The organism is Massilia antarctica (genome assembly GCF_015689335.1).
Lineage (GTDB): Bacteria > Pseudomonadota > Gammaproteobacteria > Burkholderiales > Burkholderiaceae_D > Telluria_A > Telluria_A antarctica.
Map to the genome: position 1 here is coordinate 4,867,709 of NZ_CP065053.1, position 21,346 is coordinate 4,889,054.

The window sequence follows — 21,346 nt, forward strand, 5'->3', positions numbered from 1 at the left end:
ACCCGGGAAAGGCGTCAGGCGGTCTGCATTTCCCCCACGCCGTGGGTCGACTTCAAGGCCGAGCGCACGATCCAGCATTCCGGATAGGATTCGCTGGCAAAACGCGTATGCCGCGGAAACTGGGCCAGCCGGTCAAGCGCAGCCCCGGGACTGAGGGCGGTTTCCTTGCCGGTAGCCGGGTCCAGATGCCAGAAACCGCCATTCTGGTGATAAATGACCGGCATCACCGACGCCCGTGGCGCCGCACCGAACGGTGCCAGCGGAAAGCCCGGATGCCGCCCCGGTTCCAGAAAGTAAAAACACTCCGCATGCGCACCCTGGTCGATGCGGTGCACAATCACGCCGTGCGGCATGATCGCCGTCACATTCAGTTCCACAATCCCCTTGATGCTGGCCGACAGCTCGATGCGCATGCCCAGCCTTAGCGGCACCGGCTTGTTCTTGCCCGGCCACACGCCGTCAAGCAGGATGCCGTAGCGCGACACGTCTTCGATTTCAAAGCCGTTCAGGCCCGGGCGAATCACCGCGTGGCGCCCGGACAGGCGGCGCGTGAGGCCGTCGCGGTCCTGGCCATCGTCGCCGAAGTGGGTCAGCAGCACGTCCGCCTCGGGGTCGTACAGTTCGAACCGGCCCAGCACGCACTCGGCCATCGCGAACAGGCGCACCTGGCGCTGCGAGCCAGCCTCGGGCGCGGCGTTGACCAGGCAGGCGCAGGCGGTCGGGTGCGGGTGCGGATCGGCATGCGCGGGCACGTCGATTTCGATCAGGTCTTCGTCCCAGGCGATGGTAGAAAAGCCCAGGTCGACCTTGCCGGGCTTTGCGTCGAGATTGAGATTGGCGATCGAGGCGTTGCGGGCGTGGACGTCGATGTCGAGCCGTCCGCCGCCAGCCTGGGCATTGACCCTTGCGATGGAGGCGTCGTCCGCCATCACGCGTACGTTTTTATGGGTCGACAGGAAGGTTTGGTGGATTTCGGTGAGGGTTGCATCGGGGCGCGGTACGAGGATGACCAGGGTACACACCCACTTATGGCGGATGCGATTGTCCTGCAGGTTGAACAGCTCCACCTCGATGCGGTATTGCCCGTGTTCCTTGTCGCGCGACGAAAATTCGATGAACAGGGGCCGCCAGTCGCCGCGCAGGGTGCGCACGAAGGAATGGCGCGCGTTGCCCTGCGCGATGAGCGCCGACTGCAATTGCATGGTCACCAGCGGCGCGCTGTCGGGCGGCATGCCGCGCAGCTCGACCTTGATGGCCTGGCGTCCGCCCGCCGCGCGCGGATCGAAACCGCTGATGTGCAGATGCGGACGTTGCAGCGCCGGGGGCGCTTCCTCGGGGTAGGCGAACGGCGCCGCTCCTGGCTTGGCCGTGGGACGCGAGCTGCGTAGGGCGCTGATCAGTTCATAACTGGAATTTGCGGGTGCCGCCGGGGCCGGTACAGCCGACTGGGCATGGCCGTTCGAACAGGCGCTTTCCCCTGGCATGACCCAGAAGGTGCAATGCGGGTGCAGAGGATTGTTGCATTTTTTCATAGCAATACTCGCCGTTCATGAGTGTCAAAGCTTACGCGCTTTTAAAGATCTGTGGCACGCCAAACGCCCATGCCTATCAACAATATTTGTGTTTTGAAACAGAGTGTTGTCGGGTCATCAAGGCTCGTCTCCGTAAAGTTATCGGGCCGCTAACGGCGCCGCCGTTTCGTCGTGGCGCAGCGGCCGCAGCACGATGGCCGTCAGGTTATCGATATGCAGTTCGGGTGGTGGATTGCTGCGCATTTCCGCGAACAGGGCCTCGCTCATGGCGCGGGCGCTATCCTGCGCATTGAACAGCCCCGGCCAGCGCGCCAGCCACGCGCGCGGATCGGCGCAGGCCCAGAAACCGTCGCTGGCCAGCAGGTACACCGCGCGCGGATCGAGTTCCAGCGCGCGCCGGTCCGGCAAGTGGTACAGATAGGGCGGCAGGTTGCGCGGCGACAGTTCATACAAGTCATCGGCCAGCTCGGCCGGATTGGCGAATGCATTGCCCAAAATGAAAGCTTGCGAAATCTGGGAGCGATGCTCGCCATGCACTTGTTGCCACCATTCGTGCTCGCCCAGCAAGCCGCCCATCGCGAAGGCTGTCGCGGGAACATGGTCCACCGTCATCGGCGTGACGTGCGAATGGAGCAGCTCGTACAGGCGCGAATCGCCCACGTGGTACAGCAGCGCCGGCTTGCCGAGGCGCAGTTCCAGCATGGTGAGGGTGGTGCCGGGCCGCTTGCCGGTGGCGGGATCGCAGCCGAAATGGCGCTGTAATTGCCCGTGCAGCAAGTCGAGGCGGGCCGACAGCTCGTGCAAGGTCTGGCACGCGGGGATCTCCAGCAAACCGGCCACGACCGCCTCGGCCGCTTCGCGTCCGCGCCCATGGCCGCCCATGCCGTCGAGTACCGCCACGCGCATATGGCCGGCGGGCCAGTTGGCCACCTGCTGGCGCTGCCCGGCTTGCTCGTGCAGGAAGACGGCGCTGCCGGTACTGTCGATCACCAGGTAATTATCCTGGTTTTCCAGATGCGGCGGCGCGCCGGCGCCGGCGCAAGAGTGCACCGACACATCGAGACAGGGGCCAAAATCCAGGCTGGGGGTTGCTGTTGTCATCGGGCTGGGCGCAGTGTTTGGCAATCCTGACAGCTTATCGGTAAACTTGCCGCGCCAAAACGATGATCAGATGGAGGTTTCCCGCTTTCCTGTCGCGAGTGCAATGGCGTTGACGATCACGCAGGCGCCGGCGGTGGCCAGCGCGGCCTGCACGCCGACCCGGTCCGCCAGCGCGCCCCAGACCATGCTGCCGACGGTGTAGCCGCCCGCCATGACGAACAGGTAGATCGACAGGGTGCGCGCCCGTATGCTCGCCGGAAAAGCCAGTTGCGCCGCCGCGTTCAGGGTCGATACGGTGGCCGACCACGCCATGCCGGCGGCGACAATGAGCGGCACCAGCAGGGTCAGCGAGCGGATCAAGGGCAGCAGGCACAGCATGGCGCCATAGACCAGCAAGGAGCCGCCCAGCAGGCGCGTCTTGCTCACCCGCGTGCGCAGCGACGGCAGCAGGAAGGCGCCGCACACGGCCCCCGCGCCCAGGCTGCCCATCAGGGTGCCGAAAACGCTCGAATCCATGTGCAGCACTTGTCGCACGAAGACCGGCAGCAGGGCGGCGAACGCAATCGTCGCGAAAAACACCGTGCAGACATTGAGCAGGATGTGCCGGTAGCGAGCGCAGCCGAGCGCGGTGCTCAGGCCGAGCTTGAGGCTGCTTGCAAAATCGACCCGGGCGCGTGGTTCGGGCACGCCGTCGCGCCACCACGACCAGTACACGGTCAGCAATCCGACAAAGGACAGCGCGTTGACCAAGAACAGCGCGCCGGCGCCGACCCAGTTGAACAGCAGCCCGCCCAGTGCCGGCCCGAGGATGGCCGCCACGTTGTAGCTGAGATTATTGAGCGTGGCGGCCGCCTCGACCTCGTCCGGTTCGACCAGGCCCGACATCGACGCTTGCCAGGCCGGCCACATGAAGGCCGCGCCGGAGCCCATGCAGAACGTCAACGCCAGCACGGGCGCGGTCGATACCCGGCCGCTGATGGCCAGCGCGGCCATGGCGCAGGCGCACAGGGCCATGAACAGATTACAGAAGAACAAAAATTTGGGCCGGTCCACCGCGTCGGCGATCACGCCGGCAAACAGGGCAAACAGAAAGATGGGAATGTAGCTGGCGGTCTGCACCAGGCTGGCCGTGGAAGCCGAGCTTGCCACACAGGCGATCAGCCAGGCCGAAGCGAAGGTCTGGGTCCAGGTGCCGAGGTTCGAGATCAGGTTGGCCGTCCACAGATGCCGGAAGCGCGGATGGCGCAGCGGCTTGGACAAGGGCACCTTGGCGCACAGCGACGGTGCCGGGAGAGGAACGGACAGGCTGGGTTTGGACATGATCGTTCCAGTCTACGGTGCGGTCATGCCGGGCGTCAACATGCCGGCGCAAATGACCTGCACAATCGCGGCCAAACGTGCACAATGGTGATCTGCCAACCTGATTAAACAACCATGCAGATACGTCCTATCGAGGCCGGCGATATCCCCGCCGTCGTCGCGCTGTTCCGTGCGCTGGCTAGCGAGTTCATCGTCCACGAGTCGCCGCCTGAAGTGGCCGCGACCTTCCTGCGCGACAATGACGAACAGGGCTTCCAGGGTTTTCTAGCAAAAGGTTATGTGTATCACGTGGCCGAGATCGACGGCGGACTGGCCGGCTTCATCGCCGTGCGCGAGTGCAAGCATCTGTATCACATGTTCGTTGGTAAAAATTTCCACGGATGCGGCGTCGCGCGCGCCATGTGGGATGTGGCCCGGCGCGCGGCGATGGAGGGCGGCGGCGATGGCAGCTTTACCGTCAATTCCTCCAATTACGCGCTGCCGGTCTACCAGTCCATGGGTTTCGAGCGCAGTGCGCCCATGCAGAGCGTCAATGGCCTGTACTTCAACCCGATGAAGCTGTCCGCCTGAGCGACTTCAGCGCCGTGCTTCCTCGGCGCGCCGCAGCCAGAGGCTGCTTGACCAGCCGCGTACGTCCTTGCCGTCGATGCGCGCGCTGACCTGCCACCAGTCGCCGTCGCGCAGGCCGGTCGTGGTCACTACGGTGCCCGCCGGCGCCACGGCGATGCGCGGCGCGCCGATGCCTTTGTCCGCGCGCAGGTTCAAGTCGTCGAACACGGTGTAGCTGACACCCGCGTAAGAAGGCGGGACGGCGGCGGCCATTGCCGGCTGAACGGCCGGCAGCAGCGACAGCAGCAGGGCGCCCAAGCCCCAGGTGCCGGCCACCAGGATGCCGGCCGCGCGCAGGTTGGGCCGGCGCCACCAGCGCGCTGGCGTCAGCCACGCCGCCAGCACCAGGGTGGCGATCAGGCCCGCCGCGTAGGCGCCCATGGCCAGGTAAGCTACGCTTGGCATGGCGCTCTCCTCATGCGTCGAAACGCAGTACGTAATGGCCCGCCACCAGATGATGGCCGGATGGCAGCATGTAGGGCTGCTCGGCGCTCGCCTCGCCGATGCAGGCCACGAAGGCCAGCTTGTCGTCGAGGTGATACAGGGCCTGGGTCGCGCTCAGGCGCCCGATCCGGTAGCCGCCCGGTTCCGCCTCGAAGCTAAATGCGCTGCGCGACAGGCCGATGCGGTCGGCGCTGGCGCTGTCGGCGCCGCCGGCAAGGCGCAGGAAACGCGCCGAATCGAGCACGCGCAGCGCCGCCAGCATCGGTGCGCTGCGCCCGAAGGCAAAGCGCGCGCCGCTGGCCACGGGGGCCGCGATCGGATGCGGCAGGCGCAGCACGGCGCGGTAGCGGTCGGCCATGGCGGGAGCGACCGCCAGCAGCTCCACCGCGCGCGCATCGACCGGGGTGAAGCTGGCGGGCGCTTCGATCGGCTGGCGTCCGGCGCCGGTCACCGCGAACAGCTGGTCGGCAGAGTCGACGGCGAAACCGATGGCGGCCGTTTCGTCATCGGCGGCCAGTTGCAGCGAGGGCGCCAGGTTGATCTCCATCGATACGGCGCCGGTCTCGTGATAGCGGCTCAGGCAGGGCAGCGCCAGAGCGACCAGGCTGACCTTCTGCTGCGCGAGCGGGGCGTAGGTGACATCGCTCTCCACCGGCGCGGCGGCCGGGCGGTGGCTGAACGGCACGGCGGTTTCGCCGTTGTCGGCAGCGGCCGGTGCGCGCGCCTTCCAGACCGCGGCCGCTTTGGCGGAGGCAGCGGCGTTGGGGGCGGGGATGGAAGCCGCGGCAGCGCGGCGCACGCGCATCAGCAGGCGCGCGCCGGCGCTGTCGCCCTTGGCCGTGACGAGGTAATGGCCGCTCAGCGGGTCAAGCGCGCAGTCGAATGCGCCCTTGGGACGCACCTGCACCTCGATCGGGGCATCGGGACCATCGTTAATGAGCAAAATGGCGCCAACAGGTCCGAACGGCCAGGCCGGCACCGCATGGCTGGCCAGGTCGGCATCGTGGCCGATCAAGGCCAGGCGCTGCTGCGGGTAGATCGGGCAGACAGCCTGCCAGATGGCGCTGTCGCGCGAGGTTTTCACTGTATACAAAGGCTGCTCTCCTGCGGCGGGCAGGTACACCGCGTGGCCGAACTTGACCTCGACCTGGCCCGGTTCCAGCGTATCGGTGCCGACCACGTCGTAGCGCACGTCATCGCTGCCGAGCAGGTCGCCGAAGTCTTTCTGGTGCAGGGCCGTAAGCGACTGCGCCAGGTCGCGCACGCGGGCGCCGCGCGTGAGGTGGCGGTCGTCGTCGACTTCATCCTGCGCCAGCATCAGGGTGATATGCGAAAAACAGCGCGTGGGCGCGCGGCCGCGGTGTTCGCGCGGCGAGCGTTCCAGCAGGTCGCGCAGCAGCGGGCGGCGCGAGAACAGGGCCAGGCCGGGCGCCTGCCACAGGGTTTCGGCGTTGAACACATCGCTTACCTTGCCCAGGACTTCATGTTGGACGTAGACCGGCATGGTTGATTCTCCTCGATTGATTGCGCACTGATTGCACTGAACGCTAGCAGGGGGCAGATGAAAAACAGCAGGTGGCTGCCGCCGGCCGACAGAAAACTCATGGGCTGGCCCATGATCGGGAAGATCGCCAGGTTGGTCCCCCACGACAGCAGGAAGTGGCCCAGCACGAAGGCGGCTCCGCCGCACAGGGCGAAGCAGCGGAAGCGCCACAGCCAGGCCTGGCGGAAGTCGCGCGTGCGTTCGCTGGCGCCGAAGGCCCGCGCCGCCGTCTGCAGCAGGCCGACCAGGAACAGCGCCTGCAGCGCCCACAGGGCAAGTGCGCCCAGCAGGCCGTGGCGGTTCAGGAAGAACGATGGCGCGAAGTCATCCTGTACCGCCGGGATGTGCAGCGCGCTGCCGCCAGGCTGCCCCATGGATCCCAGTCCCAGCACGTGGTCGGCGCCCCACCAGGCGCCTTCGGCGATGGCGCGCGCCGCCAGCAGCAGTTGCTGGCCGGTGTGCGGATGCTGGGCCGGATCGAGCCAGACCAGAAAGCGGTCGGCATAAAAGCCCCATTGCGCCACCTCCGCCACGCCGGCGCCGCGCAGCCAGGCCACGCCGCCGGCGGCCACGCAGGCCATGCCGAACAAGGCCGCGCTGGCGGCGTGGGTGCGGGTGGCGAGCGCCCAGGCCAGCGCCATCGCCATGCACCACACCAGCAGCAGGATCAAGGGCGAATAATCGTCGACCTGGACCAGGGCCAGTCCGAGCAGCGCCGCGAACAGCAGGACCGGGGCCGCCAGCCGCAGCCAGCGCCGCGCGGGACTCGATTGTTCCGGCATGCCCGCATGCCAGCCAAGGCCGATGGCGAGGCAGTGGGCGGTGAGCGCGGTCAATGCCAGCTTGGCAAATTCGACCGGCTGCAGGTCGAACACGCCAGTTTCGTCGCCGAAGACGACCTGCATCAGCAATGCCGCCAGCGCCGCCAGTGCAAGCAGGGCGAGCACCCATTCGAGGCTGGTCTGGGGCAGCGCCGGCGTGCCGGCCGCCGCGTGCGAACGCAGGCGCAGGTGGGCGCCGATGCCAAGACCGATCGCCAGCAGCGCCACCGATTTCTGGAAGTGGCGCAGCGCGGCCGATTCGGCGCCGCCAAAGCCCATGTCGAGCTGCGCGAGCAGGCCGACCGCCAGCAGCAGCACACCCGCCGCCGTGGCCAGGGTCAGGCGCGCCGGCACCAGCAGGCAGCCCCACAGCGCGGCCCAGGCCAGCAGCATCGACCAGCCCACACCAGGCGCGCTGCCCGCACGCTGGAACAGCAGCGCGGTCACGCCGGCGATGGCCAGCAGCGCGCTGGCGCCGGCCGCCACGCGCATGGCGCGACCCGTATCGCGTGTAAACGGCCAGGCGCCGCGCTGCCAGTGCATGGCCGCCGCCACCGCCAGCAAGCCGCACAGGCCCAGCGCCACCGACCACGCGCGCCCGCCGGGCAAGGTCCAAAAACCGCGTTTCTTCCACTGCCACGTCACTTGCGCCGGCAGCAGCGCTTGCGCTTCGGCGTACAGCGCCACGTGGCGCTGCGGCAGCAGGTGCAGCACGCCGTCGTCGATGCGCACGCCGAGCCGGGTGTGCCCGGCCACCAAGGTCTGCACGCCGGCGAGCGGCTCCGCGCTGCGCGCCAGGTCGAACGCGCCGGCGGCCGATGAGATCATGAGCGGTGCGCGTTCGGCGGTGCCGGAAAGCAGCAGGCCGTCGCGGGCGCGGGCGATGGTGGCGCTGGCGCCGTCCACATAGGCGATGCCGAGCCGGTTGCCGCAATACAGATTGCCGCCGAAGGTGAGCGCCCGCGCCACCGTCAGCGCGCGCGGCATGGCGCGGTTCCACAGCGCGACGGCGCGCGCGGCAAGGCCGGCCTCCGGGCATGCTGGCTGGGCGCTGCCGTTGCGGTACAGGGTGGCGCCGTCGTAGCGCCATGTGGCGCCGGGGCCGGAGAACGCGACCTGATTGGTGCCGGCGTCGGCGACATCGAAACGCGCGGCGCCGATGCGCAACGACTGGCCGGCGCGCAGGGCGGTTGAGCCCATGCGGCGGTCGACCCCATCGCGCTGGAGCAGCACCTGCTTGCCGGCGCTGACATTGCTGGCCCACCAGCTGCCGTCGGCGCCCCGGCGCAGCGCCAGATGGGCGCTGTCGGCCTGGGGCGCCGCCAGTTCCGCCGCGCCCAGGGTGAGCGATTCGCCGGGCTTGAGCGAGACCGAAATGCGCTCGGGCGACCATGTCGGCGGCGCGCGCCCCAGGCACACCAGTTGCAGCAGGCACAGGACCGCGAGCAGGGCGGCGGTCGGGATGAAGCCGGGCGAACGGTCGGCAAGCCGAAAGCGCTTCATGGCTGCACGCTCGCGGGGAGGGCGGCGCGGATGGCGCCGATCATCCGGCTGATCTGCATGGCGTGGCGCGGGCGTTGCGCACGATCGGCGCCGAGCAGGGCGCGCAGCAGGAGCAAGGCTTCGTGCCCGCCTCCGGAGGGCGTGCCGGTGGCCGGACTACACGTGCCCGTGTCGGCCTGGCGCCCGAAGGCGCGCACGAAATGGGCCGCTTCATCGTCGCGCAGGGTGGGAGGAGGGCGGTTTGCGTGGCGCGCCAGCAGCATGGCCGCGCCCTCGTTGCGGTGTTCGCGCCAGGCCTGGCCGCAATCGCTGCAAAAGCGCAGCGGCAGGCCGCCTGTCACCAGGTAATAAAACAGGGCGCCGAGGGCGAAGTAATCGGTGCGCGTGTCGGTGTCGTAGCAGCCGGCGGCGTCCGGGAAAAACTGCTCCGGGGCCTGCCAGCTGGCCGTGCCGGCATAGGCGCGGGCCTGGCCGTCGGCCAGCAGGCGGCTGGTGCCGAAATCGGCCAGCTTGACCTTGCCGTGACGGCGCGAGAGCAGCACATTGGCCGGCTTTAAATCGAGATACGACCAGCCGTACTGGTGAACCTTCGCCAGCGCCTGGTTGATCTGCCCGAGCCAGTCGAGCAGCTGGCCGGTGGCGAGCGCGCGGCCGGCATCGCGTTCGGTGGCGATATGGCGGCCAAGGTCGGTGTCGAGCAGTTCGAGCGCCATCACGGGCAGGCCATCGTGCTCGCCGCTGTCGAGCAGGCGCACCACGTGGCGCTCATCCCACGGTGCGAGCGACTGCAGGAAGGCGATTTCGTTGCGCGCGCTGGCCACCCAGCGCTCCTGCTGCAATGGGTGGGCGCGCGCCATCTGCTCGCGGTTGACCAGCTTGAGCGCCACCGCGCCGCGCGGCCCCATCGCACGCCAGACCACGCCGTAAGCGGAGCCGCCCAACTGGCCGCACAGCCGGTACTGCCCCGCGCCGAGTGCGATGATTGCGTCCTCTGCTTCCATGCTTGCCCCTGTCATGCGCCGGCACGTGCCGTCAGCAAGCCATAGCCGGGGGAGCGGGAAAGGGGAGGCGGGACGAAAAAAAGGCACGAGAAACTCGTGCCCGGGCAAAACTGGGGGAACTAGCTGTTATTAGCGTCCGTATCCGTATCCGTGGCCATAGCCGCGGCCATGACCGTAACCATAACCGTGATGATATCCGCGGCCACGCTCGACATACACGACCGCTGGAGGGACGTAGTAGCGCGGAGGCGGCGCGTAATAGACCGGGGCCGGCTCGTAGTAGGTGCGCGATTCGACATATACCGGTGCAGGCTCGCGGTACGTGCGCTCGTAGCGGCGCTCTTCGTAGCGGGTTTCATAGCGGTTGTCGTAACGGTTGTCATACCGGTTGTCGGAATACGAGCGGTCGCGGGTGCTGATCGAATTGCCGACCACCGCACCGATGACGCCACCGACCAGCGCACCGTTGCGCGATCCGGTGCTGTTGCCGAGCGCCGCGCCGGCGACGGCGCCGATCGCCGTATTGACGCCGCGGTCGCTAGCCATCGCGGTGGAGGAGACGGCCGCAGCGGCCAGAATCACCGCACCGACAAATTTTGTGTTCAACATGGCGTTTCCTTTGGCCTCAACCGAGATCGGGATGATCACGCAAGCGCTGGGGCATGACTCCACTATAGCCGTACTCCATGGGAACTCCATTGGTAATACAGAATCTTACAAATACGGCGATACTGTAACAACGGTCGCGCGCGATCTTTGCCCCGATCTTTTGCCCTTGCGTAAGCCACTTGCCGCCCCATCTGACCTCGGTTACCTCTTTTTCCGGACTTGCCCATGCCCGCGCGCGCCATCTTCATCGTCCTGGCCCTTCTGTCAATGTTGCATGTGTATATAGGCATGCGGCTGGTGCCGGCCATCGATCCCGGGCGGCTGGGGGTGGCCCTGGCGGTCATCTTGCTGGCCGTGTCCACCCTGCTGATGCCGGCCGGCCTGCTGTCGGTGCGTTTCAAGCGCTGGCGCTGGGCCGACCAGCTGGCGTGGGCAGGGATGCTGACAATGGGCTTCTTTTCCTCGCTGCTGGTGCTCACCCTGGCGCGCGACCTGGGCTTGCTGGCGCTTGGCATGGCCGGCGCCGCCAGCTCCGCCGTCGTGAGGGGCACGGCCATCGCGGTGCCGCTGGTGGCGCTGGGCGTGACCCTGGTTGGCCTGGTCAATGCCCGCCGCGTGGCGCGCGTGGTCGAGGTGGACGTGCCGATCGCCGGCTTGCCGGCCGCGCTGCACGGCTACTCCATCGTGCAGATCTCCGACGTGCACGTGGGGCCGACCATCAAGCGCGGCTACCTGAACGCCATCGTCACCAAGGTCAACGCGCTCAAGCCGGACGCCATCGCCATCACGGGCGACCTGGTCGACGGCAGCGTGCACCGCCTGCGCACTCATACCGAGCCGCTGGCGCGCCTGTCGGCCCGTGACGGCACTTTTTTCGTCACCGGCAACCACGAATACTATTCCGGGGCCAATGAGTGGATCGCCGAGATGCGCCGCCTCGGGCTGACGGTGCTGATGAACCAGCACGTGGTGTGCGAGCGCGGCGACGCGGCCCTGATGATCGCCGGCGTGACCGACTTCACCGCGCACCACTTCGACGAATCGCATCGCAGCAATCCGCGTGCGGCGGCGGCCGGCGCGCCGGAGCACGTGACCGTGCGCATCCTGCTGGCGCACCAGCCGCGCAGCGCCCCCGCCGCGGCGGATGCGGGTTTTCACCTGCAGCTCTCGGGCCACACGCACGGCGGCCAGTTCTTCCCGTGGAATCTGTTCGTGCCCTTGCAGCAGCCGTTTACCGCGGGCCTGAACCGCATGCGCGAGCTGTGGGTCTACACCAGCCGCGGCACCGGCTACTGGGGGCCGCCCAAGCGCTTCGGGGCGCCGTCCGAAATCACGCGCGTGCGCCTGGTGGCGGCGTAAGGGGCGTTGCACGCGAACTGAATCGCCGCCGCCCTTGACCGTAAGGGGTTGCTGCCAGTATGATGCTGGTCAGCGGAGTGTGGCGCAGTCCGGTAGCGCACCTGGTTTGGGACCAGGGGGTCCAAGGTTCGAATCCTTGTACTCCGACCAGAATCATCAAAAAAGCCGACAAGGTATTGTCGGCTTTTTTGCGTCTCAAGCCGCTGCGCTTGATGGATCGCCTGATTGACGGGCAAGCGCCGCGGCGCATGCGGCAGATCGGTATGACTCCGGCAAGATTGGCGCAAATGCGCTATCGTTGGAATCCTTCTGCCCTCTTCAAGGATTCCGCGCATGTCACGCACGTTCCACCAGCCTGTGTTATCCCTTCTTGCCGCCAGCATGTTCAGTGGCGGCGCGCTTGCCGCCGCTCCCGGCAACGACCCCGCCGCCCTGGCGAAAATCCGCGATACCGCGCTCAAAAGCGACTGGGCCTACGAGCGCCTGGCCGACATGACGGACCTGATCGGGCCGCGCCTGTCCGGGTCGGCCGGCGCCGCCGCCGCCGTCACCCAGGTGGCCGACACAATGCGCAAGCTGGGCGCCACGGTGACCCTGCAGCCGGTCAAGGTCGCGCACTGGGTGCGTGGCGAAGAAAAGGGCGAGCTGGTGGACTATCGCGGACGGCCGGCCGGCGTGACCCAGCGCGTGGTCCTCACGACACTGGGCGGCTCCTCGGCCACGCCGGCGGCGGGGCTGGTGGCGCCGCTGATCGTGGTGCGTAGTTTCGATGAACTCAAGGCCCGCGCGGCCGAGGTGAAGGGGCGCATCGTGCTGTTTGACGTGCCATTCGACCAGGGCATGGCCGATCGCGGCCAGGCCTCGCAAGCTTACCGCCAGGGCTCGAAATACCGGACCCTCGGGCCGCGCATGGCGGCCGAGATGGGCGCGGCCGCGGCGCTGGTGCGTTCGGTCGGCGGCGCCGACTTCCGCCTGCCGCATACCGGCAACAGCGGCATGCAGGACGGCGCGCGCATTCCTGCGGCGGCGGTGAGCACCGAGGACGCGCTGCTGATGGTGCGCCTGGCCGCGCGCGGCCCGCTGACCATGCGCCTGACCTTGTCTCCGCAAACCCTGCCCGACGCCGACAGTTTCAATGTCATCGCCGACTGGCCGGGCACCGACAAGGCCGATGAAATCGTGGTCGTCTCCGGCCACCTCGACTCCTGGGACCTGGCCACCGGCGCCAACGACGACGGCACCGGCGTGGCCAGCGCGATGGGCGTGATCGAGACGCTCAAGAAGCTCGACTACCGGCCGCGCCGCACCATCCGCGTGATCGCCTGGGCCAACGAGGAAAACGGCGCGCGCGGCGGGCTGGCCTATTTCGATGCAAACAAGGCGGCCGTGGGCAAGCAGATCGCCGCGATCGAAAGCGACAGCGGGGCAGGGCGTCCGTTCGGGCTGCGCGCCAGCGTGATCGCACGCGATGTGGCGCAGTTCGCGCCGCTCCAGGCCGTGCTCGAACCGATGGGCGCCGGCGCTTTCCAGCGCACCGATGTCCTCGGCGCGACCGACCTGCACGAACTCGAACTGGCCGGCGTGCCGACCTTTGCGCCCCTGCTCGATACGTCGACCTACTTCCATTATCATCACACCGCCGCCGATACGCTCGACAAGGTCGATCCGGAAAACCTGCGCCGTCACGTGGCGCTGATGGCGGCCACTACCTGGTTCCTGGCCAATACCGACAAGCCGGTGGCGCGCTGGGTCGACCTGCTCAAGGAGTAGAACCGGAGTAGAACCGGAGTAGACCCGGTTCACAAGGCGTTGAGCGGGATCTTCAGGTAGCGCACGCCGTTCGCCTCGGGCGGCGGCAGTTGGCCAGCCCGCAGGTTGACCTGGATCGCGGGCAGGATCAGGGTCGGCATGGCAAGCGTTGTGTCGCGTGCGTTGCGCATGACCACGAAATCGGCCTCGCTCACGCCATCGTGCACATGGATGTTGTGAGCGCGCTGCTCGGCCACGGTGCTCTGCCACGCCGGTGCGCGCGCGCCGGGCGGATAGTCGTGGCACATGAACAGGCGCGTGGCGGGCGGCAGCGCGAGCAGGCGCTGCACCGACCGGTATAGCTGCGCCGCGCTGCCGCCGGGGAAGTCGCAGCGCGCCGTGCCGACGTCGGGCATGAACAGGGTATCGCCCACAAAAACGGCATCGCCCACCACGTACGCCATGTCAGCCGGCGTGTGCCCCGGCACGTGCAGCGCGCATGCCTGCAGGGCGCCGATGGCGAACGTTTCGTCGGGCCCGAACAGGTGGTCGAACCGGGTGGTGTCGCCCGGATCGCCGAACAGCGCGGAAAACGCCTTCTGCACGGTGCGGATGCCGGCGCCGATGCCGGTGCGCCCGCCCAGTTGCGCGGCCAGGTAAGGTGCCGCCGACAGGTGGTCGGCATGGGCGTGGGTTTCGAGCAGCCAGGCGACCTTGAGCGCGTTGGCGCGCACGAAATCGATGATGCGGTCGGCCGAGGTGGTAGCGGTGCGTCCAGAGCGGGAATCGAAATCGAGCACCGGGTCGATGATCGCGCAGGGCGTGCCCGGGCCGGCGAACACCACATAGGTAATGGTGGCGGTGCCGTCGTCGAAAAAAGCCTGGATCTGTGCTTGCATGGAGAGTGAGGCTGTGGTGGTTGCCTGATTATATTCCCTGAGCGCGTAAAAAAGCCCGGCGGTTCCGTTTGGAACTGGCCGGGCCGGTTGCGCCGTGGCGCGACTAAAAATTCAGTCGCGGCAGGTAGTTACCCGGAATGATGCCGAAGACCGACAGGACGATCAGAATCAGGAGAATGATGAACAGTACGCGGACGATCTGCGCCACGGGTGCCGGCAGCGGCAGCATGCTGACGAGCCACCAGATCAGCCCGAAGACGACCAGGTAGACGATGAGACTGATGATGATATTCATGATGGTTTCCAATACGGCTGTTGTTTTATAAAGTGCTTCGGAGTAGACAGAATGGACGATATCGGAAAAGCATCAGTCGATCCGTTCGGTAGGGCACATAGCGCATAGGTGCATGGCAGCGGCGCGGCCCGTGTCAATCGATGAGCACGCGGCGGATGGCGCGCGCGCGGCCGCGAAAGGGCCGCCCGTACATGGTCTGGATGCCGCTGGTGAAGTTTTGCCCCCACACCAGGTGGGCGCGCGGTTCCTGCGTTTCGCACGACCAGTACCACATGCGCTGGAAGTGTTCGCGCAGGTTGGCGTACAACAGCGCCAGCTCGCGCCGGGTCGGCAATTCGCCCCCGCACTGCGCCGCCCAGTCGCGCGCAAGTCCCCACGGAACCTCTTCCAGCTCGTCCGGCAGCAACACCAGATGGTGGTCCCGGCAGTTGTTTTTTCCAAGAATCAGGCCGGCATAGTGCTCGCCGGCGGGAAGGGTGTATTTGACATTCATGTAGTCGCGCATGGGTTCTCCGTGAGGTTAAAGGTCTTGCTTAGAGCAGTCGGAGGAAGCCAAGTTGCAGCGAAGTTTTTAATTTCTATGATGAAATTAAAAGTGCGGTTTTTATACTTGACAGAAATTTTCCTGTCAAATCGTTGAACCTAAACATTTGATCGGGCTCAAACCTTACTCATTCACGTCACAAGGTAAGGAACCTGTAATGAATAAATTTGTCACTTTTGCTTCGGATATCCGTGTTAGTGCGTTGCTGTGCAGCAGCATGACGGTCTTGCTGACCGCGTGCGGCGGTGGCGCCGGCGAACAGGGATTGTCCCAGGCTAAGCAGCAAACGCAGACGGCCGGCTATATCGTCAGCAACGAAACGACCGCTGCCGCAACGGCGCCGGCCGATGCGCTGATGGCGATCCGCGCCGATGGCGACCAGGCTAAACCCGCCGCCCTTGCTCCGCAGGAGACTGGCGCCGACGCCGCGAACAGCAGCGCAAGCACGTACACCGAGAAAGATTTTGCCCTGACCGGCTATGGCGCCGGCGATGCCATGCCAGCCGGGACCAGCGCGACGGCATACGGCGCCAGCGATGCAGCCGCCGTGGCGGCCGCCACTGCCCCGCAAGGATCGGCGCCGGACGCGGCGGCGCGGGCCGCACCGGTCATTCCATCGACCACCTACACGTTTTATGTTGCGCCGAACGGCAATGACAGCAATGCCGGCACGGCCGAGGCACCGTTCAAGACCCTGGCGCGCGCCGCACGCGCAAGCAAAGCGAGCACCACCGTGTTCGTCGCGCCCGGAACCTATCCCGGCGGCATCAAGACCACCGTCAGCGGTTCCGAGGGCGGGCGGATCTATTTCGTGTCGACCACGAAGTGGGGTGCGAAGATCGTCGCTGCCGGTTCCAGCGGCAAGAGCGGCTGGGATAACCGCGGCAGTTACGTGGACATCGTCGGCTTCGAGGTCGACGGCAGCGGCGGCAAGTGGACTGGCGGCGCATCTATAACGGCGGCTCCTACGACATGATCCGCGCCAATTACGTGCATCACGTCGCCAAGGGCGTCGGCTGCACCAGCGCCGGCGGCTCGGCTATCGGCGTGGACAGCTACTACAAGGGCGTCAAGTCCGACGTGATCGGCAACCTCGTGCACGACATCGGCCCCGCCGGCTGCCGCTTTGTCCAGGGAATTTACGTCAGTACTTCCGGCAGCGTGAAAAACAATGTGGTGTACCGGGTGGCGGAAGGGGCGATCCACCTGTGGCACGACGCCAACCACGTGATCATCGCCAACAACACGGTGACGACCTCGAACACCGGCATTATTGTCGGCGGCGGCGACTTCTATCACACCAAGGGGCCAAACGATTACACGCTCGTTTACAGCAACATCGTGTACGACAACAAGATGGGCGTGTCGGAGCAGGGCAAGACGGGCAAGAACAATGTCTACCTCAACAACCTGGTGTTCCAGAACTCGACCTACAACTGGAGGCTCAACAACGGCCTGACGCACGCCGAGACCGTCGCCTCCGATCCCTTGTTCGTGTCCTACACCAGGACCGGTACGCCGGACCTGCGCCTGAGCAGCAGCTCGCCGGCGATCGGACGCGGCACGCCGACCGAAGCGCTCGACTACGACTTCCTCGACAATCCGCGCAATGCGGATACCGGTTTCGACATCGGCGCGTATCAGCACTAAACCGCGGTAAACGAGCGGCAAACTCCCCCGATGCGCCGGCCTGTCGCGGCTGGCGCATCGTCAACAGGCCACGCCCGGTAGCGATGGCGGGCGTGCGCTTCCCGCAGCGAACCGGTACGATGAAGGGCAGCCCCCGATTGTTGAAGGAGAGTTCCGATGTTGCGAACAACGATGTCCGCTTGCCTGAGCGTTGCGCTGATGACCCTTGCGCTGCCTGCCGCGCTGGCCCAGCTACCGACCAGCGATGCGCCACCGGCCGCCAAAGGCTGGCGCGCGGAAACGGTCGCCGAAGGTCTGTCCCATCCGTGGTCGATGGCGTGGTTGCCGGACGGGCGCTTGCTGGTCACCACCAGGGAAGGCAAGCTGCATCTGCTCAAGGGCAAGCGCTTCGAGCCAGTCGCGCTGGAGGGTTTGCCGCCGGTGTTGACGACCGGGCAGGGCGGCCTGCTCGACATTGCCATCCATCCGGGCGACAAGAAAAATCCGCGCATTTACATGACGATGGCCACCGGCACCGATGAGGCCAACCGCACCACCCTGGTCCAGGGCGTGTTCGACGGCAAGCGGGTGCATGGCATCAAGACCTTGTTCCGCGCCCAGCCCGACAAGAGCGGCGGCGAGCATTTCGGTTCACGCCTGCTGTGGCAAAAGGATGGCAGCTTGTTGATGAGCGTCGGCGACGGCGGCAATCCACCCCAGCAGGTGGGCGGCATGCTGGCGCGCGACCAGGCGCAGAACCTGGGCAGCGATAACGGGTCCATCCTGCGCCTGACCGATGCCGGCAAGGCCGCGCCCGGCAATCCGCTGGCGGCGCGCCCGGGAGCGCTGCCGGAAATCTGGACTTACGGCCACCGTAACATCCAGGGCATGGCGCTCGATGCCGACGGCCGCGTGTGGGCCACCGAACACGGTCCGCGCGGCGGCGATGAACTTAATCTGATCGAAGCGGGTCAAAACTATGGATGGCCCATGCAAAGTTACGGGCGCGATTACCGTACGGGCGAACCGGTCGGCCAACTGGTCGTGCCCGGCATGACGCAAGCGAAGATTGCATGGGTGCCTTCACCGGGCGCGTCCGGCCTGACGCAATACAGCGGCAGCCAGTTTCCGCAATGGCGCGGCAGTCTGTTCAGCGGCGGGCTGGCGAGCAAGGATGTGCGGCGCATCGTGCTCGACAAGGACGGCAATGTGGTGTCGCAGGAGCGGCTGGAGATCGGCAAGCGCGTGCGCGATGTGCGACAGGGGCCTGACGGGCATCTGTACCTGATTACCGATGAAGACAACGGCCAGTTGCTGCGCATCATGGCGCAGTAGGGCGCGCTCATTCGCAGTCAGTACCGGTCAGCCGGGTCCGACGGCGGCGGGCGGGAGTGCCGCCGGATCAAAGGTGCGCGCCGCAGGCATGTGGCCGTGTCGCCGGATCAACGGTGCGCGCCGCGCGCATGTGGCCGTGTCGTCGATGTTCGGCGGGACCGTCTCGATCGTGGAAGTTGCCGCGACGGTCGACGCCAGGGCGTGCGGCGAGCAAGGGTGGAAAGAAAAGCCCACGCATGCGTGGGCTGGCGCTTGCCCGGCAAGCCTCATGCTTGCCGGGCCGACGCAATCCGGGGCGAGCGGCACGGGCAACTGGCCGCCGGTGCCGCCCTGCAGCCGACCGGGAAAGACGTCAACTGCCCGTCAATTGCCCGTCAACTGCCCATATCGTGACTCAACTGCGCGCTCTGCCCCGATCCGGCCGCACCGCCGGGAGCGGCGTCGGACGCGCCCACCGGCGTCTGGCCGAAGGATTGGATGATGCCGCCCATGTACTCGTACCCGGTGACCGACGGTCCCCACGACGAGCCGTCCCACCACTTGTGGTACAGCGCACTGTCCGACCCGGTACCGAACACATCGAGCCGGTTCGGGCCCCACGACACCACGCGCGCTTGCGAGGACAGGATGCCGCCCATGTATTCGAAACCGGTCACGGACGGCCCCCAGTTGCTGCCGTCCCACCACTTGTGATACAGCGCGCTGTCGGTGCCGACCACGAACACGTCGATGCGGTTCGGCCCCCATGACACCGCCTCGGGGTTGCCGATGCACACGCCGCCGAGGCGCTCCAGGTTGTTCCCGGCGGGCAGCCAGGCACTGCCGTTCCACCACTTGTGATACAGCGCGCCATCGGTGCCGGTGACAAAGACATCGAGGCGGTTGTTGCCCCAGGCCACCGCGCGCGGCGCCGAGGTGCACACGCCGCCCAGTCTTTCGTACCCGGTCAGCGATGGGCCCCAGTTGCTGCCGTCCCACCACTTGTGATACAGCGCGCGGTCGGTGCCGATGACGAACACGTCGAGCCGGTTCGGGCCCCACGAGACGACTTCGGGCTGCTCCATGATGATGCCGCCCATGTTTTCGTAGCCGGTCAGCGATGGGCCCCAGGTCGATCCGCTGCGCCACTTGTGGAACAGCGCGCGGTCGGTGCCGATGACGAACACATCAAGCCGGTTGGGACCCCAGGAGATGGCGCGCGGATCGCCGATGCACACGCCGCCGAGATTGGTGTAGCCGGTGAGCGAAGGCGACCAGGTGCTACCGTTCCAGGACTTGTGATACAGCGCGCTGTCGGTGCCGGTCACGAACAGGTCCAGGCGGTTGGGCTGGGTTGAAATCGCTTGCGGCGCGCTGGTGCCGACACCGCCCATGAATTCGTAGCCGGTCACGGACGGGTTCCAGCTCGCGCCATTCCACCACTTGTGATGCATGCCGCGGCCGGTTCCCAGCGCGAACACGTCGAGCCGGTTCGGACCCCACGACACCACCGGCGACGAACTTGGCCTGCGCGGACCCGCCTGCATCGCCAGGGTTTGCGCGTCGGGTGTGTCCGCGTGCGCCGCGGCGGCGGCCGCAGGCTGGCTCATCATGTGAGCGCCCGGCATGGCGTGCGCACTGGCCGACGCGCCACTGCCGCTGCCAATGTCGGACATCGCACCACTGCTAACTGCATCCGTAATTTCCGATTGCATTGATTTCATGCTGTTTCCCTTCGGGTTCGTTGATGGTCTTCCTGCACGGCGCCGCGATCACGACGCAGACGCGCAGGCCTGTATAAATTATCGACGCATACCAAAAGGGAACTTTTGACGGAGGTGAAGGGGCAACGCTTCCGTTTCCGGATGCGGGAATAAAAATACCAATCTGAAAAGTCAAAGCAATAGATTTCCTGTTGGAAATTCAATCCCGATACCTTCCGCCCCCGTTCGCTGCCAAAGATGCCCCGCGGCCGCCGCTTGTTCCGGGCACGTCCGACGCCGCAGCCGCAGCCGCCGGCCAGCCTAGTCGTCGCCCGGACCCTCGCCGGGCATGGTGTCCGCCATCAGCCGCAGATCGTCGTCATCCTCATCGTCATCATCAGGCTCGTCCGGCAGGTGCAGATCGTCGTCCGGCAGCGGGATGCCGGCGTGCGGCACGCCGCGCGGGCGCGCCGAAGGTGAGGGCAGGGCTCCGAACGGATTGTCGGGCTGGTCGTTTTCATGAGTGCTGGACATGGCAAGTCTCCACTGAAGTGATGATTTGTTGGACAGCGATGCCCCCAGCAAGGTTCCCCAGCGGTTTGCTCGCGCGCATCAAGCGGCGCCGCGCAGCCAGCAGGCCGGCGATGCCGATACCGATCAGGCCGAGCGAGGCCGGCGCCGGCACCGGCACCGGGACCGGGATGGTAGGAACCGTGGTCGCCGCATTGCTCAACGAAAAACTCAGATCGTTGAACTGGTAGGGGCCGCCACGCAAATCTTCAAAACTGACCAGCGCGCTTCCCGGCGTCCAATCCTGCTGCACCCGCGCGTGGGAGTGCCGGTCCGGATTGCGGCTGGCGCCGCCGCTAAAGAAATCGCGCCCCGTCGTGTTCACATGCAGGCGGAACATCAGTTCGCGGCCAGGCACGAAGCGGCCGAGATTGAAGATGTGGCCGACCGGCGTGCCCCGGTTGCCGAACATAAATACATCGTTATCGTCGACCCCGTCGTCAGTGAACAAATACAGGTCGTTGTTGTAGTTGGCCGAGCTGCCCTGATAGGTCGCCACGATGGCGCCCGCGTTGGCGGCGAGCACAGGCAGCCCCTCGGTGCCGGGCGAGGCGATGGGAATGGCGCCCACGGCGCCGGGCGCCAGCAGCCCGGTCAACGCCGCGGTGCGGGCCACTAGTCGAGAAAAATAGCTCATATGCATGCCTCCCTGTAAAAGCCGTCGATATCTCCACGGGTACCGTCTGGTGGCGAAGTCCATCATAGCGGCGCGACGATCGCGCGGAAGCTATGCGATTTGCGTATAGCATTTTGTCGAATATTCATATTTCACAGCTAGCTCGCAGGCTTAGACTGCTTGTC

Annotated in this window: 20 protein-coding genes and 1 tRNA gene; 7 read left to right on the top strand and 14 right to left on the bottom strand. The window is 66.5% G+C overall.

Annotation, left to right across the window (positions count from 1 at the left end):
- Positions 1-14: 14 nt before the first annotated feature.
- The 3 genes from IV454_RS21660 to IV454_RS21670 form a co-directional block, all read right to left on the bottom strand.
- Positions 15-1,532, bottom strand: coding sequence for an FHA domain-containing protein (locus IV454_RS21660; protein ID WP_229521773.1), 1,518 nt, complete (start codon positions 1,530-1,532; stop codon positions 15-17).
- A gap of 138 nt (positions 1,533-1,670) precedes the next feature.
- Positions 1,671-2,633 carry a PP2C family protein-serine/threonine phosphatase gene (locus IV454_RS21665; protein WP_206087776.1) on the bottom strand — a complete coding sequence of 321 codons (963 nt, stop codon included), beginning with the start codon at positions 2,631-2,633 and terminating at the stop codon, positions 1,671-1,673.
- A gap of 66 nt (positions 2,634-2,699) precedes the next feature.
- Positions 2,700-3,953, bottom strand: coding sequence for an MFS transporter (locus IV454_RS21670; RefSeq protein WP_206087777.1), 1,254 nt, complete (start codon positions 3,951-3,953; stop codon positions 2,700-2,702).
- 114 nt (positions 3,954-4,067) lie between these two features.
- Here IV454_RS21670 and IV454_RS21675 point away from each other — a divergent pair, with 114 nt between their 5' ends.
- The gene (locus tag IV454_RS21675; protein ID WP_206087778.1) at positions 4,068-4,523 is read left to right on the top strand and encodes a GNAT family N-acetyltransferase; all 456 of its coding nucleotides are present in this window, start codon (positions 4,068-4,070) and stop codon (positions 4,521-4,523) included.
- Between the two features lie 6 nt (positions 4,524-4,529).
- Here IV454_RS21675 and IV454_RS21680 read toward each other — a convergent pair whose 3' ends face one another.
- The 5 genes from IV454_RS21680 to IV454_RS21700 all read right to left on the bottom strand — a co-directional run bounded on the left by IV454_RS21680 (position 4,530) and on the right by IV454_RS21700 (position 10,483).
- Positions 4,530-4,967, bottom strand: coding sequence for an SH3 domain-containing protein (locus IV454_RS21680; protein WP_206087779.1), 438 nt, complete (start codon positions 4,965-4,967; stop codon positions 4,530-4,532).
- A 10-nt stretch (positions 4,968-4,977) separates the two neighbouring features.
- Positions 4,978-6,510, bottom strand: a complete 1,533-nt coding sequence (locus IV454_RS21685) for a hypothetical protein (protein ID WP_206087780.1) — start codon at positions 6,508-6,510, stop codon at positions 4,978-4,980.
- On the bottom strand, positions 6,471-8,873 hold the full coding sequence (locus IV454_RS21690; RefSeq protein WP_206087781.1) for an FtsW/RodA/SpoVE family cell cycle protein: 2,403 nt from the start codon (positions 8,871-8,873) through the stop codon (positions 6,471-6,473). Before IV454_RS21690 ends, IV454_RS21685 begins: the two co-directional genes overlap by 40 nt.
- Positions 8,870-9,874 (bottom strand): protein kinase domain-containing protein, encoded by a 1,005-nt coding sequence (locus IV454_RS21695; protein ID WP_206087782.1) that lies wholly within the window; start codon positions 9,872-9,874, stop codon positions 8,870-8,872. Before IV454_RS21695 ends, IV454_RS21690 begins: the two co-directional genes overlap by 4 nt.
- A gap of 129 nt (positions 9,875-10,003) precedes the next feature.
- Positions 10,004-10,483 (bottom strand): glycine zipper 2TM domain-containing protein, encoded by a 480-nt coding sequence (locus IV454_RS21700; RefSeq protein WP_206087783.1) that lies wholly within the window; start codon positions 10,481-10,483, stop codon positions 10,004-10,006.
- A gap of 225 nt (positions 10,484-10,708) precedes the next feature.
- Here IV454_RS21700 and IV454_RS21705 point away from each other — a divergent pair, with 225 nt between their 5' ends.
- The 3 genes from IV454_RS21705 to IV454_RS21715 all read left to right on the top strand — a co-directional run bounded on the left by IV454_RS21705 (position 10,709) and on the right by IV454_RS21715 (position 13,612).
- Complete coding sequence (locus tag IV454_RS21705; protein ID WP_206087784.1) at positions 10,709-11,842, top strand: metallophosphoesterase; 1,134 nt, start codon at positions 10,709-10,711, stop codon at positions 11,840-11,842.
- 73 nt (positions 11,843-11,915) lie between these two features.
- Positions 11,916-11,992 (top strand) — tRNA-Pro (locus IV454_RS21710).
- A gap of 183 nt (positions 11,993-12,175) precedes the next feature.
- On the top strand, positions 12,176-13,612 hold the full coding sequence (locus tag IV454_RS21715) for a M20/M25/M40 family metallo-hydrolase (protein ID WP_206087785.1): 1,437 nt from the start codon (positions 12,176-12,178) through the stop codon (positions 13,610-13,612).
- Between the two features lie 29 nt (positions 13,613-13,641).
- On the opposite strand, the gene IV454_RS21720 is transcribed toward IV454_RS21715, so the two are convergent.
- From IV454_RS21720 to IV454_RS21730, 3 genes are all read right to left on the bottom strand, one after another.
- Positions 13,642-14,490 carry an MBL fold metallo-hydrolase gene (locus IV454_RS21720; protein ID WP_206087786.1) on the bottom strand — a complete coding sequence of 283 codons (849 nt, stop codon included), beginning with the start codon at positions 14,488-14,490 and terminating at the stop codon, positions 13,642-13,644.
- 103 nt (positions 14,491-14,593) lie between these two features.
- On the bottom strand, positions 14,594-14,785 hold the full coding sequence (locus tag IV454_RS21725; protein WP_054267746.1) for a Thivi_2564 family membrane protein: 192 nt from the start codon (positions 14,783-14,785) through the stop codon (positions 14,594-14,596).
- A gap of 133 nt (positions 14,786-14,918) precedes the next feature.
- Positions 14,919-15,290, bottom strand: coding sequence for a DUF1566 domain-containing protein (locus IV454_RS21730; RefSeq protein WP_206087787.1), 372 nt, complete (start codon positions 15,288-15,290; stop codon positions 14,919-14,921).
- A 196-nt stretch (positions 15,291-15,486) separates the two neighbouring features.
- Here IV454_RS21730 and IV454_RS32965 point away from each other — a divergent pair, with 196 nt between their 5' ends.
- The 3 genes from IV454_RS32965 (at position 15,487) to IV454_RS21740 (ending at position 18,293) form a co-directional block, all read left to right on the top strand.
- A complete protein-coding gene (locus IV454_RS32965) occupies positions 15,487-16,305 on the top strand; it encodes a DUF1565 domain-containing protein (protein WP_229521774.1) in 819 nt (272 codons plus the stop codon).
- On the top strand, positions 16,263-16,979 hold the full coding sequence (locus tag IV454_RS32970; RefSeq protein WP_229521775.1) for a choice-of-anchor Q domain-containing protein: 717 nt from the start codon (positions 16,263-16,265) through the stop codon (positions 16,977-16,979). The genes IV454_RS32965 and IV454_RS32970 overlap by 43 nt, the downstream gene beginning before the upstream one ends.
- A gap of 156 nt (positions 16,980-17,135) precedes the next feature.
- Positions 17,136-18,293, top strand: coding sequence for a PQQ-dependent sugar dehydrogenase (locus IV454_RS21740; RefSeq protein WP_206087788.1), 1,158 nt, complete (start codon positions 17,136-17,138; stop codon positions 18,291-18,293).
- Between the two features lie 374 nt (positions 18,294-18,667).
- Here IV454_RS21740 and IV454_RS21745 read toward each other — a convergent pair whose 3' ends face one another.
- The 3 genes from IV454_RS21745 to IV454_RS21755 form a co-directional block, all read right to left on the bottom strand.
- Positions 18,668-19,948 carry a PLL family lectin gene (locus IV454_RS21745; RefSeq protein WP_229521776.1) on the bottom strand — a complete coding sequence of 427 codons (1,281 nt, stop codon included), beginning with the start codon at positions 19,946-19,948 and terminating at the stop codon, positions 18,668-18,670.
- Positions 19,949-20,296: 348 nt separating this feature from the next.
- Positions 20,297-20,509: a hypothetical protein gene (locus IV454_RS21750; protein ID WP_206087790.1), complete on the bottom strand. Its 213-nt coding sequence runs from the start codon at positions 20,507-20,509 to the stop codon at positions 20,297-20,299.
- Positions 20,493-21,182: a PEP-CTERM sorting domain-containing protein gene (locus tag IV454_RS21755; protein ID WP_206087791.1), complete on the bottom strand. Its 690-nt coding sequence runs from the start codon at positions 21,180-21,182 to the stop codon at positions 20,493-20,495. Before IV454_RS21755 ends, IV454_RS21750 begins: the two co-directional genes overlap by 17 nt.
- Positions 21,183-21,346: the final 164 nt, after the last annotated feature.

What these genes read in the sequence shown, in the direction of transcription:
- IV454_RS21660 (WP_229521773.1), bottom strand. Translation starts at nt 1,532, where the DNA reads ATGAAAAAATGCAACAATCCTCTGCACCCGCATTGCACCTTCTGGGTC.
- IV454_RS21695 (WP_206087782.1), bottom strand. Translation starts at nt 9,874, where the DNA reads ATGGAAGCAGAGGACGCAATCATCGCACTCGGCGCGGGGCAGTACCGG.
- IV454_RS21730 (WP_206087787.1), bottom strand. Translation starts at nt 15,290, where the DNA reads ATGCGCGACTACATGAATGTCAAATACACCCTTCCCGCCGGCGAGCAC.
- IV454_RS21715 (WP_206087785.1), top strand. Translation starts at nt 12,176, where the DNA reads ATGTCACGCACGTTCCACCAGCCTGTGTTATCCCTTCTTGCCGCCAGC.
- IV454_RS21720 (WP_206087786.1), bottom strand. Translation starts at nt 14,490, where the DNA reads ATGCAAGCACAGATCCAGGCTTTTTTCGACGACGGCACCGCCACCATT.
- IV454_RS21705 (WP_206087784.1), top strand. Translation starts at nt 10,709, where the DNA reads ATGCCCGCGCGCGCCATCTTCATCGTCCTGGCCCTTCTGTCAATGTTG.
- IV454_RS21745 (WP_229521776.1), bottom strand. Translation starts at nt 19,948, where the DNA reads ATGTCCGACATTGGCAGCGGCAGTGGCGCGTCGGCCAGTGCGCACGCC.
- IV454_RS21685 (WP_206087780.1), bottom strand. Translation starts at nt 6,510, where the DNA reads ATGCCGGTCTACGTCCAACATGAAGTCCTGGGCAAGGTAAGCGATGTG.
- IV454_RS21725 (WP_054267746.1), bottom strand. Translation starts at nt 14,785, where the DNA reads ATGAATATCATCATCAGTCTCATCGTCTACCTGGTCGTCTTCGGGCTG.
- IV454_RS21670 (WP_206087777.1), bottom strand. Translation starts at nt 3,953, where the DNA reads ATGTCCAAACCCAGCCTGTCCGTTCCTCTCCCGGCACCGTCGCTGTGC.
- IV454_RS21675 (WP_206087778.1), top strand. Translation starts at nt 4,068, where the DNA reads ATGCAGATACGTCCTATCGAGGCCGGCGATATCCCCGCCGTCGTCGCG.
- IV454_RS21750 (WP_206087790.1), bottom strand. Translation starts at nt 20,509, where the DNA reads ATGTCCAGCACTCATGAAAACGACCAGCCCGACAATCCGTTCGGAGCC.
- IV454_RS21665 (WP_206087776.1), bottom strand. Translation starts at nt 2,633, where the DNA reads ATGACAACAGCAACCCCCAGCCTGGATTTTGGCCCCTGTCTCGATGTG.
- IV454_RS21680 (WP_206087779.1), bottom strand. Translation starts at nt 4,967, where the DNA reads ATGCCAAGCGTAGCTTACCTGGCCATGGGCGCCTACGCGGCGGGCCTG.
- IV454_RS32965 (WP_229521774.1), top strand. Translation starts at nt 15,487, where the DNA reads ATGAATAAATTTGTCACTTTTGCTTCGGATATCCGTGTTAGTGCGTTG.
- IV454_RS21755 (WP_206087791.1), bottom strand. Translation starts at nt 21,182, where the DNA reads ATGAGCTATTTTTCTCGACTAGTGGCCCGCACCGCGGCGTTGACCGGG.
- IV454_RS21690 (WP_206087781.1), bottom strand. Translation starts at nt 8,873, where the DNA reads ATGAAGCGCTTTCGGCTTGCCGACCGTTCGCCCGGCTTCATCCCGACC.
- IV454_RS21700 (WP_206087783.1), bottom strand. Translation starts at nt 10,483, where the DNA reads ATGTTGAACACAAAATTTGTCGGTGCGGTGATTCTGGCCGCTGCGGCC.
- IV454_RS21740 (WP_206087788.1), top strand. Translation starts at nt 17,136, where the DNA reads ATGTTGCGAACAACGATGTCCGCTTGCCTGAGCGTTGCGCTGATGACC.